The organism is Butyrivibrio sp. FCS006 (assembly GCF_000424525.1).
GTDB lineage: Bacteria > Bacillota > Clostridia > Lachnospirales > Lachnospiraceae > Butyrivibrio.
On sequence record NZ_KE384205.1, the window covers coordinates 195,239 to 210,271 of the forward strand.

Genomic DNA, 15,033 nt, shown 5'->3' on the forward strand with positions numbered 1-15,033 from the left:
TTGTGGTTTATGGGGTATTTTTTGAATAATCACTCATGACCAGCTGAACGCTCTCTCTTCCCATATAGCTGTTAATATTCGGATAGAAAGCCGCCTTGATGGTCATGGCCTGTCCGGACTCTCCGGCATAGAGAGCTTCTACTCTTCCGGCTCCGTATTCATCCTCAAGGAACCGGTTAAAGTTTTCCAGATCTCCAAAATACATCATATCACAGGCTGTACCAGTTTCATCACAGACCCTGTATTTTCCGCAGTTTTTGTTCTTGCCCAAAATCCTTCCGGATAAGAGCCTTATATCCTTCTGGACAAATATTGGTTTCTCATTGCCGTTGCCAAAGGGCTCAAGCATCTCAAGCTCTTTTACAAAATCCATGTCAGCATATCTAAAGGGCAGAACCATATCAACCTTGAGAACCGGTACAAAGTCCTCCTCAGAGAGTGTGCACTCATTGTTAAGTCTGGTCCTCAGCTCATCTATATTCTCAACAGGAAGCGAAAGTCCCGCTGCCATCTTGTGTCCGCCAAACTTGGTAAAAAGCTCCTTACAGGTGGAAAGAGCCTTAAACATATCGTAGCTCTCGATTGACCTTCCCGACCCCTTGGCGCCTTCCGCTCCATTGGTGAGAATGATGGTAGGCCTGTAATATTTCTCCTTGATCCTTCCTGCTATGATGCCGGCAATGGATTCCTGAACTTCAGGAAGATATACCACAAGAACCTTGGGAAGTTCTCCCTTTGCAGCTTCTTTCTCAATTTCTGAAACTGCCTCTTCCACTCCCTGAACTGTCAGAGTCTTGCGGGAGTCGTTCATATCCTTCAGATCCTGTGCCATTTTGGCAGCTTCATTGACATCTCTTTCAAGGAAAAGAGAAAGTGCACGGGATGCAAGATCAAGCCTTCCTGTAGCATTAAGACATGGTCCAATAACAAAGCCATAATGAAATGCTGACATATTCCTGGCATCAAGGCCATTAACATTGATCAGCGCCTTAAGGCCTGCGTTTTCTGTATTCGAAATTCTCCTAAGGGACTCCTTGACAATGATCCTGTTCTCATCACGAAGCTCCATAACATCACAGACTGTGGCTATTCCGGCAAAAATGAGCATCTCGTCAAAGAAAGCCTTGACCTTCGGATCCTCTGCCTGTCCTGATATTCTCGCCATCATCTGAAGAAACTTGTATGCCACTACAGCTCCGCAGATTTCCTTAAATGAGCAGCTGCCATCCTTTCTCTTAGGATCTATGACTGCGTCTGCAGGAGGAAGAATCTCTTTTTCCCCATCAGAGCCATCTTCAAAAGGCACCTCATGGTGGTCCGTTACTACGACTGTCAGCCCCTCGTCCTTGGCATGTCTTATCTGTTCGTAAGCTGCAATTCCGTTATCACAGGTAATGATGGTATCTCTGCCATCGGCAATGGCAAGATCCACCAGCTTGATGCTAAGGCCGTATCCGTCCTTAACCCTGTCGGGAAGGACATAGTCCACATCTGCCCCAAATAACTCAAGCCCCTTGACCAGAATATATGAAGAGCAGATTCCGTCTACATCATAGTCTCCGATAACCCTGATCCTGGCGCCTTCTGATATACGATCCAGCATAACCTTAGCGCCTCTATCTATGTCTATAAGTTCTGCCGGGTCATGTAGCATTGACGCATCCCCTGAAAGGTAGCTCTTTATCTCTTCGTCTGTAGTAAGTCCCCTATTGGTCAGAAGTCTGGCAGTTATCCTGCTGATACCAAATTTCTCTGCAATGGCATCAAAGTCTGCCTTCTTCATCTTCACCATCCATTTTGACATATAAATACTCCCCAAATCCATACTAAAAGATGTCTATACCCTTGCAATAAATGCTCAAAAGGGTAAAAAAACACCGTTCATATTATTATAAACATGAACGGTGTCCTATTTTTATACCTTATTCAGCTTTTTTGCTTCCAATAAAGTTCTTAAAGCTTGTCTTGAGGTCATACCACATAGGTGATGCAACAAAGATTGATGAGTATGTACCACAGATTACGCCAACCATAAGAGGAAGAGCAAATGCCTTGATATCAGCTACACCGAAGATGTAAAGAGCAAATACTGTGAAGAATGTAGTTGCTGATGTGAAGAGGCTTCGAGTAACAGTCTGGGAAACACTGGTGTTAACCAGATCCTCAAGCTCCTTCCTGCCGGTAGCAAGATGCAGGTTCTCACGAATACGGTCGAAGGTAACGATGGTATCGTTGATGGAGTAACCGATGATTGTAAGTACTACTGCAATGAATGTGTTACCAACAGCAAGTCTTGTAAATGCATAAGATACGATTACGATCAGTGCGTCATGTGCAAGAGCAATTATAGCAGCTGCACCGAACTTGATATCCTTGAATCTGATCCAGATGTAGATAAGCATTGCTACTAAAGCGATAGCAAGCGCAACAAGAGCATCTGTTCTCATCTCTGAACTGATAACACCACTGATGGTCTCAGCTGCGATGTTCTCAGGTGATACTCCGTAATTAGTCTCAAGTGCCTGGTCTACAGCCTCTCTCTGAGCAACTGTAAGAGTTGATGTCTTAAAGATAACCTGGTTTGTACCTGTTACAGTCTGGATAAGAACCTCATTGATTCCGGCTGCACTCTTGATGTCTTCCTTAACTCCTGACTCAAGTTCTGCAAGAGTGTACTCCTTGTCAAATGTAACAGTTGTTGATGTTCCACCTACAAAGTCAAGACTGTAGTTGAATGCACCCTTTCCTGCTGATGCGTTGACTGCCATAACGATGATTCCGGCAACGATGATTGCGCAGGAAATTCCGTAGAAGATCTTTCTCTTTGCAATGAAATCAAACTTCTTAATCTTCTTAGCCTTTCCGTAAAGAACAGGACTCTGAAGCCCGATTCCGTAAAGTATTGAAGTGATAAGTCTTGTAATTACAAGAGCTGTAAACATTGAAAGGATGATACCAAGAATAAGTGTCTCAGCAAATCCCTTTATGCTTCCTGTACCCTTCCATAACAATACGGCAGCAATGATAAGTGTTGTAATGTTACCGTCAAGGATTGATGAAAGGGCCTTGTTATATCCGTTCTTTCTTGCCTCATCAACAGCCTTACCGGATGCGATCTCCTCCTTGATTCTGGAGAATACAAGAACGTTTGCGTCAACCGCCATACCGATTGAAAGGATGATACCTGCGATTCCGGGAAGTGTAAGTGTCATCTCAAATGCAGATAACAGGAACACCATAAGTCCTGAATAGAAAGCAAGTGCAATTGTTGCTGATACGCCGAGCAGTCTGAAGAATACGATCATGAAGATTGCAATAAGTGCAAATCCTACAGCTGCTGCCATAAGGCTGGTTCTGATAGCGTTGCTACCGAGCTGAGCGCCTACAACATTTGAACGAAGTTCGTTGAGCTGAAGCTTAAGTCCACCGATTCGGATCATTGAAGCAAGGTTATCTGCTGCCTCAAATGAACTCATTCCTGTGATAACAGCCTTACCGTCTGTAATAGCTGCCTGAACATTAGGAACACTGATGAACTGTCCGTCATAGTAAATACCGATGCTCTCACCATTTGCAAAAGCCTTGGTTGTTGCATCAGCAAATGCCTTTGTTCCGTTTTCTGTAAACTCAAGAGATACTACCGGCTCCTGTGCGCCATATGAGTCCTGCTGATATCCTGCCTGAGCAGCTGCAACATCCTCACCTGCAAGTACGATTGAACCGTCTGCCTTGAGCTCATCTATTGTCTTGTTAAGAACATATCCAAACACAGGGTTCTCATCCATTACGATGTTTCCGTCAGCATCATATGAAAAACCTGAGCTGTATGTGTAGTTCTCGTTACCATCCTTATCTGTCTGTGCTATAAAGTACAGATTACCGGGCTGTCCGAGTTCCTCAAGGATCTTGTTAGCATCTGATACACCCGGAATCTCGATGTTGATACGGTTTGCGCCTTCCTGGTAAACCTGAGATTCTGTGCTGTACTGCTGCACACGCTGCTGCAGCTTGTAGATGGTATCTGACATATCCTCTTTGGAAGGATTCTCCTCACCAACTACTTCGTAAGTGATGCTGACACCACCTGCGAGATCAAGTCCAAGATCAATACTGTCAAGTGATCCTGACTTGTCGGCGCCAAGTCCGTAAACTGCTGAGTATCCGAGTCCCCCAAGAAGTCCCAGGGCAAGGATAAGCGCCAATACATACTTTAACCTTTTCATGACTAATTATTCCTCCATTTAACCTTCTTCAGCTAATGCTGCTTTTATCATAATCGCACACTCGATGCGCTTTCTCTGAAGCTCACATCCGTGCTTATATGTCGTATTGATGTCACCGTTGAAATTATAAGCATTGGCAGCACAACCGCCGCTGCAATAATATCTTGCAAAACATTTCTCACACTCGGGTCTTGAGTATACGTTACTCTTTTTGAACATCTCGCGGATGTCGTCTCTCTTAATGCCCTCGAAGACATTTCCCATAATGAAGTCTTCATTGCCTACAAACTGATGGCATGGGTAGAGATCTCCCCAGGGAGTAACACCCAAATATTCGCATCCCGATCCGCAGCCTGAAAGTCTCTTGGCTACGCAAGGGCCGCCCTCAAGATCTATATTGAAGTGGAAGAAGTTAAAGCCTCTTCCCTCTTTACGTCTCTCTAAATAGAACTTTGCAAGCTTATCATACTCTTCACAGAGCTTTGGTATATCCTCGTCCTTAAGTGCGTACCAGTCCTCAGGCTTAGCAACAACAGGCTCTACAGAAATCTGCTTAAATCCAAGATCTGCCAGATGCTTAACATCCTCCGAAAAATCAAGGTTGTTGTGAGTAAAGGTACCTCTTACGAAGTAACGCAGCTGATGACGGGATTCTGCAACCTTCTTGAACTTGGGAACTATGTCATCGTAACATCCCTGTCCGCCTTTTCTGGGACGCATGAAGTCGTTTACTTCCTTGCGGCCGTCGATGGAAAGAACTATATTTCCCATCTCTTTGTTTACATAATCCAGGATCTCATCAGTAAGAAGGGTTCCGTTGGTGGTAATGGTAAATCTGAAGTTCTTGTCATGCTCCTTCTCAATGCTGCGACCGTATTCTACTATTTTCTTGACTACCTCCCAGTTCATGAGAGGCTCTCCGCCAAAGAAATCCACTTCAAGATTTCTTCTGTTTCCGGAATTCTTAACCAGGAAATCAAGGGCTGCCTTGCCGACTTCCTCGCTCATAAGAGCACGTCTTCCGTGGTACTCACCCTCATCCGCAAAGCAGTATTTGCATCTGAGGTTACAGTCGTGAGCGATATTAAGGCACAGTGCCTTAACAACGGTATCTCTCTCCTGGAAGTCCTCGACATAATTTTCATAAACATCATCGGTATAAAGAACTTCCGATGCCCTGAGCTCTAATATCTCAGAAATTGCCTCTCCGATATCCTCAGGTGAATACTTACCGGATATCTCAGGCATGAGGATTATCTCATTAAAGAGCTTCTGGAAATCCTCATCTCCTTCCTTGTCCTCACCTTCGCGTGCAGCTGCTGTGCCGTAGTAGCTGATCAGCTTCTCCTCAACGATGGGTACAAGGTCTAAAACAACGTCATCCACAACATGAACAGAGCCTGAATTCACGTCCAGGACTATGTTGTAGCCGTTGTTCGTGTACGCGTGAACCATAAAAATAAAAACTCCTAACTAAATAAAATCATATAACGCAAGAATAGGCAGCGACCGATTATTGGGTCGCTGCCCGGCATTTTTGCTTAACTTATCGGTAAAGATTACTTGCTAAGCTGCTCACAGCTCTGGTTACCTACTGTGCAGGAAGTCTTGCAAGCTGACTGGCATGATGTCTGGCACTCGCCGCATCCGCCCTTCTTCATTGATTCCTTAAGATTTCTTGTTACTAATGACTTTACATGCTTCATAATATTGCCTCCTACTTGAAATGCCAATTAATGCACCTTAAGTTTTTTATGTCGATTCAGTATATCATAGATTACGGAATAGTTAAAGCATTTTTATTAAAACTTTAGTGATACGATTTCCCTTGATTCCCCTTGCTGTAAGGGTGATTCCGTTATCAAGTGTGACTGTTTCCCCGTAGCCCGGAAGTCTGTCCAGAGCTTCGATCATAAGACCACCTATGGAGTCATAGTCCTCGGAATCAAGATCTGTACCAAGTTCATCATTTATATCATCAAGTTTCATGTTACCCTCTACCAGGTAACGCCTTCCACCCATGTTTTTGATGAGATTGATCTCATCAGAATCATATTCGTCACGGATCTCTCCGACGATCTCCTCAAGAAGATCCTCAAGTGTGATCATACCTACCGTTGCTCCGTACTCAGACAGGACAAATGCAACATTCTGGGACTTTTCTCTCATCTCAACAAGAAGGTCCGCAGTCTTTTTAAACTCGTAGGTATAATAAGCTTTCCTTAAGTGATCGGAAATCTTGAAGTTCTCCTTATCCTGAAGAAGGATAAGGTCCTTAACATTTATCAGTCCTATGATATTATCCTGTTCATTTCCCTCATAAACAGGAATTCTGGTGTACATGTTTTCCTTAAAGACTTTCATGACCTCGTCGAAGGTAGCCTGCGTGCTCACACAGCTCATATCGATCCTGGGTATCATGATATCTTTTGCCACGGCATCGGAAAAATCAAATACGTTGTAGATGATCTCTTTCTCTCCGCTCTCAATAACACCATCCTCGTGACTTACATCAACATAAGTCTTGAGTTCATTCTCGGTCATAGCTTGACGGTTATCGGTATCCACATGAAGAATCTTCAATATAATTGTGGCAATACCGTTGATGATAAAGCTAAAGGGCACCATGATGGCCATGAGCGCCACAATTATCCCCGAGTACCAGAGAGAAATATTCTCCGCATAAGCGGTAGCTATGGTCTTTGGAATGATCTCGCCAAAGATCAGAACAACAAGGGTAAGTACTCCGGTTCCGATTCCTATGGCAAAGCTTCCGAACATATCCGTTACAAGCACGGTCATAAGCGCAGATGCACTTAAGTTTACAATGTTATTTCCAATCAATATCGCAGAGAGCATCTTCTGCGTATCTTCGCAGATTCTTAATACTCTCGCTGCCCCTTTACTACCCTCATCAGCAAGTGCCTTCATCTTAACCTTATTACAAGTCATAAGCGCTGTTTCTGCCGATGAAAAAAACGCAGATAACAAGACCAGCAAAACCAATATGATTATTCTAACCAAATGAACGTCCAAAATATTCTCCTCATTATATTGTTATAGTACACAGGGCGAAGGGAGGCTTCCACAGGGGCCGGCGGCATATATTTATTGGGGTTTTCGATTGTTGTCCTGTGGAGGTGAGACCTATCAATTTCAAGTGTCAATACACGATGAAATTGATGCCCAGGGCTCACCGGAGCGCTTAGGACAATGAGAAAATCACAATAAATATATGTCGCCGGCCCCTGTGGAAGCCCCCTTCGCCCGTCACAAATCAACTAAGGGGGTTTAGGTAGAACTCTTTGAAGTCCTCGTAGCCCTGTTCGGTAAGCTGCTGCTTCTGGAACTTCTTATTCTTGTTCATGCGGACAACCAGAACCTGAGAGCCCTTTGCTCTCTCATCCTGAGCTTCCTTAATGATCTCTGACAGTCTATCTCCTGCGATTCCTTTTTCTATAAGGAAGGCTTTCTTCTGATCAGCTCCCGGAATCTTAAAGCCCTCATCCATCATGATCATGATGATTCTCTCAAAGCCGATGGAAAATCCGCAGGCAGGAGTATCCTGTCCAAGGAATTTGCCGACCATCTTATCGTACCTTCCGCCACCACCGCAGCTTCCGCCGTACTGTGGCATTGCAACCTCAAAGATTGTTCCTGTGTAGTAGCTCATGCCACGAACAAGAGTGGGGTCAAAGACCATCTCAAACTGAGCGGTCTTGGTGCTCTCTACAGAACTGATTATCTCTGAAAGTCCCTCTTTGGTATCCGCATCAAGGAAGTCACCTATCTTATCTGCGATCACCTTAAGTCCCTCAAGAGAGTCTTTTCCCTCTGCTGCCTTGAAGAGATCAAGGTACTTATCTACGCTCTCCTGTGCAAAGCCTGCCTTAACAAGCTCCTCTGCAACGCCCTCGATTCCGATCTTATCCATCTTATCAAGGGTTATGAATACATTGTCATACTCTTCTTCAGGAAAAGAGCTATAGGCAGCCATTGCCTTTAAGATCCTTCTGTCATTTATTCTGATCTTGAAGTCCTTAAAGCCGAGTCTTCCAAGTGTTGTTGTAGTAGCAAGGATAAGCTCGATCTCAGCGAGATTTGAAGCCTCTCCCAAAATATCAATATCACACTGCATGAACTGACGATATCTGCCCTTCTGAGGTCTGTCAGCTCTCCACACATTGCCCATCTGAAGCGCCTTAAAAGGTGATGGGAGCTCTCCTGCGTGATTTGCATAAAAACGAACCAGCGGAACCGTAAGGTCATAACGAAGTCCTGAATCTGTCAGGTCATTCTCTTCCTTAGCTTCTGCCAGGTTAAGCTTCTCACCTCTTTTCATAACCTTGAAAATAAGCTTCTCGTTTTCTCCGCCCTGCTTACTGTTAAGGTTTGCAAGGGATTCAACCGCAGGTGTCTCGATGGATGTAAAACCAAACTCACCGTAGGTCTTTTTAATAACTCCAATGCAGTAATCTCTGAGCTGCATCTCAGCAGGAAGTATATCCTTCATGCCCGTAACGGGCTTTTTAACCAGTGCCATCTCTTAAAAACCTCCAAAATACTATATACTGCTAGATTTTACTATTATTTAGAAGTTAGCACAAGCGTTTTAATGCTTATTATTCTCTTTTAGGAATTCAAGGAACTGATCCTTGGGCATAGGCCTTGCATAGTAAAATCCCTGTATGTGATCGCAGCCAAGCTTTATGATCTGCTCAGCCTGCTCCTTGGTCTCAACTCCCTCAGCCACAATCTCTTTTCCCAGGTTCTTGATGATCTTAACCAGATTGAGCATAACCATATAGGATGTCTCAGATTCGAATGCAGACTGAACTATGCTCTTATCAAGCTTAAAGATTTCCACGGGAAGCGTTGAAATTCTTGCAATGTTTGAGTAACCCGTTCCGAAATCATCAATGGAGAACGGTATCCCGTAATTGATAAGGTTTCCGATATTCTCATCCATAGCTGAAGTGATACCCTCTTCAAAGGTCTCGGTTATCTCAAAATTAAGCTGATCCGGCTTAACACCGTACTTTTCAATAGTCTTTATAATGTTGTCGGCAAGATTGGCCTGGATACAGTCAACAACAGAAAGGTTTACTTCCACATAATCAAGGCCGTTTTGCATTGCATCGCTGCTTGAGATCATCTCGCAGACTTCATCAAGTACAAAGCTGTCGATTGATACAACCATACCGTTTCTCTCTGCAACCGGCATAAATACGGCAGGTGAAATAAATCCCATCTGAGGATTGCGAAGCCTAAGGAGTGCTTCGCAGGATGAGAACTTATTCGTTTTGGGATCAAAAATAGGCTGATAATAAACCTCTAACAGGTCATCATCCAGAGCATGCTTAACTATGGCATCAATCTTTTTATCATGCTCGATATGCTTGAGATTTAAGTCTGAAACCCTGAGGATATCTCTGTTGTGATGACGCAGAGTCTTCTTGATTACATCTCTTACCTCATTAAACTTCTCAAGAGAGTCCACTTCATCAGGGAATCCAATGACATAAGGACTCTGGAAGGCTTTGATTTCCTCGCCCTTCATGATCCATGGATCTCTGAATCTCTTTCTTATCTGTTCGTAAGCCTTCATAATGACGTCATCATTCGGATCAACGTCAGGGAAGATCATAAGATAGTTTCCGTCATCAGTAAAATACACTTCACCTGTGGGACTGAACTGTCTGAGATAAGAGGTGATCTGAGAGAGAAAATCCGCTACTGTTTCAAGTGACTCTCCGCTGACGATGGCATCCAGCCTCTCAATAGCAATTCCATATACGGTAAATATCTTTTTCTGAAGAAGGGAGCTTGAAATATCAAAGTTAAGAGCATTCTTGGTTCCTGCTCCGCTGACTCCATCCCGGAACTCACCCGGATTTTGGAACGTGTATACACAGAGCAAAAGAGCCAGCGATACGCCAAACTCAAATATTGCGCTGGATTTGGTCAGAATCCTGATCGGAACAGCTGCAAGCATCAGCAGATAATAGATAACAAGAGATATGAACTTTTCAGAGCTCAGTGACCTTGCATACCTCACATACAGATACGCAGCATAAACAAAGTATACATACAACGAGAAGTTGACCAATGCTCCCTGAGGATAGTTGTATTCAAGCTCACCATCAGATGAAAACGTAAAGAAGAAGTCACTGATAAGTCCGCTTAAGAAAAACAGCACAGAGAATATAGTCGGCACGAAAAGAAGTATCTTCCTGAAGGAAGAATCAAGTTCAATTCTGAAAATGGTCATGACATAGATCATTGAAAGATAAGCCAGTATATATGAGCATATCTTTTCCAGCAGAACAAGACAGTCATTTCCCGTAGGGGATAATAGCTGTTTAAAGAGATCACTGTAGAGCCAGATGTTATGCAAAAGGCCTGCTGAATTAAGTAAAAGGGCATCAAAAATAATCATCCCAAATATCCGCTTTTGCTTATTGTTGTGGTTTTCCTCCGACACATGAATAATCATAACCACAACAATCAAAAGCAGGGATGCGATGCAGAAGCAGACATTATTATGTTCAGGATTTAAGATAAGTCCCACCTTTATCCCTCTTCAAAATAAGCATCTATATATTTTACAAAGGAGCTGTCCTTCATGGGATAGCCCATATAATCACCGACAAGGAAATCGCAGCCAAGCTCTTCTGCCATGAGCTTTTCAGTCTCGTTTTCAATATCTTTGGCCCCGACAAAAATGCTGATGTCATGAAAAAGACTGACTATACCTTTGGCAACAATCTTCATCTTATCCGACTCTACTGCTTTAGCCAGGATTGAATGAGCAATATTGACCTGAGAAACAGGGAGCGCCAGTATCTTGTCCATATCGCCATATCCGTTTCCGAACTCATCAACGATGATTGAACATTTCTGCTCCCCGAGGAGCTTTATATTATTCTCTGCCACGGTGTTCATTGTTGTGATCGTGGTCTCGGTAAGCTTTAATGTTATCCAGGAGCACTCTGCCTTTTCTTCCCTGGCAATCTTTTTGATCCTTCGAACGAAATCACTTTTTGAGATTTCTCCCTGTGACATTCCAACCACTGCTCTGTACTTACCGTTCTTATCTCCGGCATTCCAGAAAGCCAGAGCCCTGCATGCCCTTCTGTATACCATTTCATCGGTATCCATAAGAGCCTGAGTGGCATTTACATCCGGGATCTTACCACGCATATCCATCTCGTTTCCGTATCCGTCCTTTAAAAAGCACAAAACATCAGCGCTGTAGTTTATCTTATATACCTTTGACAAAATAGGCTGGTATCTGATAACAAAACTCTTAGCATCCAGATTTTCCCTGGCGAGTATGTCATAGTCTATTATCCTCTTGAGCTCATTGTACTCAGGCTTGTTAACATCGATTATATGATCCATGTCTTTTGCCGCATGCTCAACGATAAGATCAACCCTTGAAACAAGATCTGCTGCAGTCTTGTAATGCTCAGGATATTCCATAAGGAAGCAATGCGCCTCTACCTTGATGGCCATGTTTGAAAAGCTCCAGGACTGACGCAGTCTCTTTGAAATACGATGAAGCAGAGCCAGAACCCTGTTCTTGTCAACAGTGTGTACGTTAATGGCAAAGACATACTCAGCATATCTGTATGCGTAACAAGGCAGATTCTGCTCAAGCCTTCCTACATATTTAAGATATTTCGCAATCTTCTTAAGAACCGCCTGAGCCTGCGAGTAGCCAATTTCTTCACTCAGCGCCCTGACATTATCTATAGTCACAAAGATTGTACTCTGAGAAGCATTTCTGCCTGTCTTAAGATCAAGCCCCTCAAGAAAAGCCTTTCTGTTCAGTATATTCAGTCGCTCATCAACCATTTCGGTAGGGTTCTGGAGAGATATATATACAAGTGTTATACCTATGGTGCTGAGGAAATTCTCAATGAGTATCGTAGGCCATACAAACTGTATTATCATACCCATCATGGCAAGAACAACATAAGATATGACAACTGCCTTGGTTCTTATGCGCATCAAAATCTTATATCTAAAGAGAAGTGAGACTCCATAGACTATGTAGTACATTGCAAGGACGTAATAGAGTACGATAAGGCTTTCTCTCTGATAAAGACCGTCCTCCCTGTAGCTAAAGAGGATCGGGACAAAGAGATTTATGACAACCAGTCCTATACCGACATAGTAGCCAAGAAGAACTCCTATAAGATCAGAAACTCTTCTTCTATCAACATAAATATCTAAAACCGCGAGGATATATCTGAGATAACAAAAGCCCGTGCCAAGATGGCCAATGAAATACAATGAGCCAAACAGCATCTCCAGAGGGTGATACCAAAAGGCGGAAGACGGATTCATCTGAAGGAACGTCTCTACTCTCTCAGAAAACGTAGCCACGGCTGTGGCAATAAAGAGCATGACATAAGCTCTCTGCCTGTAAGCCGGTACCCAGCGTCTTGACAGAGAGGTTGCAGCAACTGTTCCCAATATGCATAAAGCGCAAATATCAAAGTAATAATTATACTGCATATTTTTGCCTTACTAATCCCATAAAAATAGTGTTATCGGAGGGCATAGCACCCGATAACACTATTATACGTCAAGTTATGATATTTTGATACAATATTGAACTATTAAAAGTATATTAACTAATTGACAAACCTTGCCATCCCGCATGGTTGGCCAGTTCTGAAGATATATCCTGTCATTCTCATAGAGAGGTTCAAGTTCAAGATCAAAGGTGAGCTCATCACTTTCTCCGAATCTGTCAAAGTACCTCTTAAGACCTACTTCAAAGTCCTGTCCGGTATAGAAGTTGTCATCAACAACCTCGCCATCCTTAATGAGTCTTGCAGTGTTTGCCTCATATTCCAGGCAGGCAAAGATCTCATTAAAGCCGTCAAGCTTACCGGGAAGCTTTATCTCGTAGGTAATCTCATCTTTTTTCTTAAACTCAGCAGTAAGGTCGCATTCGATCCTGTTTTTGCCGCGGTAGAGCGCAAAGGCATCTCCGCTTGCAAAGTCCTTTGTATCACCTGCGCCCTTTTCTCTTTCAAATCCGAGAGGCACATTTTCAATGTCGGGATAGATCCTGAACTCAGGGGTCTTATACTTTTCCTTGCCAGACACCTCTACATAAAGCTGAACATGCCCTTCTGCATCTGTTACCGCTTCACCGTCTGAGATGATAAGGTGCTCTCTTCCGTCAATAGATACCTTAGATGAATGCAGAGCTTCGTTTGCCGTAAGGATAATTATGCTGTTTCCATCAAGCTCTCCCTTGATATCGGCAGCTGCCTGTCTGTCAGAATCCGTATAGAATACGTAGGCGTCTTTTCCGCCCTCACCTGCGCCTTTCAGGATGCATACAGGTGTTGCATCAATGGTTAAAAGAGCTTTCTCTCCAACGGGCATTCCGAAAGGATAAAAGAAATAGTCACCGTCCGCAACATCTCTGTTTTGGAAGCTTGCAAGGACTTCTTTTCCATCCTCCGCATAAGCTTTAAGAGAAGCATCTTTGTGAAGCGCCATCTCATATCTGCGCTGATAGTTATTTACAAAGAAATACCCGCTTGGATAAGAATTGCCATCCGCTGCTATAGCTCTTTTAAATCTGACAGCACTCCTTAAAGAGGTAAAGTCATCAGGCTTCTCAGGATTTCCCGGCTGCTCCGTATAGGTCATATCAGCAAGCTCATTGCCAAAATCGTGGATGAAGGTTGACAGAAGTCTTACATGTCTGTAAGTATCCTCCATCTGTCCGTATTCACGAAGCGGCGCGTTAAAATCATAAGAACACTGTGGAAGATCGTTGGGATATCCTGTCTCTCTGGTCTCCTGAAGAGTTGTGAGTTTGCCCTTAGGATTGGTTCCGCCGTGATACATATAGTAGCCAAGAAGGTTAGCTCCGCTTCCAAGCTTGACCATAGTCATTGCTGCAGTATCGGTGCCTGTGGCGATAGGTCTTCTGTGCTTTGTAACCTGAAGACCTCCGCCCAGCTCAGCTGTAAGATACGGGAACTTATCCATATCAAAGGTGATTCCTACGCCAAGACCGTGGTCTGAGCCTATATTGTGATCGTTCCTCTCTCTTGTAAATACATAGTTTCCACTGGGCTCAATCTCTGTGGTTCTCTGATCCCACGGAGCCTCGCAGTATCCGCCCATTACAGGGATCATTCCACCTGTGACAGCACCGCCCCAGCCTGTTGCGGTATAAATAGGAGCTTCAAACCCGATCTCTTTTGCCATGGCAAGAAGGGTTCTCATGTGCTGCTCGCCTTCTTCTCCGGTCTTTCCACCGCAGTGGCCGTATTCATTCTCAATCTGAATGCCTATTACAGGTCCGCCGTCCTTAAGCATGAAACCTTTGGACTGTTCATAGGTCTTTTCATAAAATCGTCTTACGTGCTCAAGATACAAAGGAGCATCGGTTCTTGGCTCATACCCCTTGTCTTTAGCATCCTTTAAGAGCCAGTCAGGGAAACCTCCGTTTCTTGCTTCTCCGTGGGCCCAGGGACCAATCCTCAAGATGCTGTATAGTCCGCATTTTTTCACTGTTTCAAGGAAAGCTCTAAGATCTCTGTCTCCGGTAAAATCGTACTCTCCACAAATCTCCTCGTGATGGATCCAAATGACATAGAGGGATACGATATCGATTCCTCCCGCCTTCATCTTGAGCAGTTCTTCCTCCCAGTATTTACGGGGGTATCTGGAAAAATGCATCTCTCCCATCATGGGGAAAACGCGCTTACCGTCGACGATCAGGCTGATTGGATCGAAGGTAATATTCGATTTAGATGTGATATTCATA

General features: G+C 43.8%; 9 protein-coding genes. All 9 read right to left on the reverse strand.

Annotation, left to right across the window (positions count from 1 at the left end):
* Positions 1-7 precede the first annotated feature (7 nt).
* On the reverse strand, positions 8-1,804 hold the full coding sequence (gene recJ, locus G633_RS0115450; protein WP_035771675.1) for a single-stranded-DNA-specific exonuclease RecJ: 1,797 nt from the start codon (positions 1,802-1,804) through the stop codon (positions 8-10).
* Positions 1,805-1,922: 118 nt separating this feature from the next.
* Positions 1,923-4,223 carry a protein translocase subunit SecD gene (gene secD / locus G633_RS0115455; RefSeq protein WP_026520474.1) on the reverse strand — a complete coding sequence of 767 codons (2,301 nt, stop codon included), beginning with the start codon at positions 4,221-4,223 and terminating at the stop codon, positions 1,923-1,925.
* A gap of 18 nt (positions 4,224-4,241) precedes the next feature.
* Positions 4,242-5,678 (reverse strand): thioether cross-link-forming SCIFF peptide maturase, encoded by a 1,437-nt coding sequence (scfB, locus tag G633_RS0115460; protein WP_026520475.1) that lies wholly within the window; start codon positions 5,676-5,678, stop codon positions 4,242-4,244.
* Between the two features lie 104 nt (positions 5,679-5,782).
* Entirely contained in the window at positions 5,783-5,929 is a 147-nt protein-coding gene (gene scfA / locus G633_RS18755; protein WP_013281386.1) for a six-cysteine ranthipeptide SCIFF, read from the reverse strand.
* 82 nt (positions 5,930-6,011) lie between these two features.
* Positions 6,012-7,259, reverse strand: a complete 1,248-nt coding sequence (locus G633_RS0115470) for an HlyC/CorC family transporter (protein ID WP_026520476.1) — start codon at positions 7,257-7,259, stop codon at positions 6,012-6,014.
* A 241-nt stretch (positions 7,260-7,500) separates the two neighbouring features.
* Entirely contained in the window at positions 7,501-8,766 is a 1,266-nt protein-coding gene (gene hisS, locus G633_RS0115475) for a histidine--tRNA ligase (protein WP_026520477.1), read from the reverse strand.
* A gap of 69 nt (positions 8,767-8,835) precedes the next feature.
* Positions 8,836-10,794, reverse strand: coding sequence for an EAL domain-containing protein (locus tag G633_RS0115480; RefSeq protein WP_026520478.1), 1,959 nt, complete (start codon positions 10,792-10,794; stop codon positions 8,836-8,838).
* 2 nt (positions 10,795-10,796) lie between these two features.
* Positions 10,797-12,749 carry an EAL domain-containing protein gene (locus G633_RS0115485; RefSeq protein ID WP_022768479.1) on the reverse strand — a complete coding sequence of 651 codons (1,953 nt, stop codon included), beginning with the start codon at positions 12,747-12,749 and terminating at the stop codon, positions 10,797-10,799.
* Positions 12,750-12,824: 75 nt separating this feature from the next.
* A complete protein-coding gene (locus G633_RS0115490) occupies positions 12,825-15,032 on the reverse strand; it encodes a beta-galactosidase (RefSeq protein ID WP_026520479.1) in 2,208 nt (735 codons plus the stop codon).
* Position 15,033: the final 1 nt, after the last annotated feature.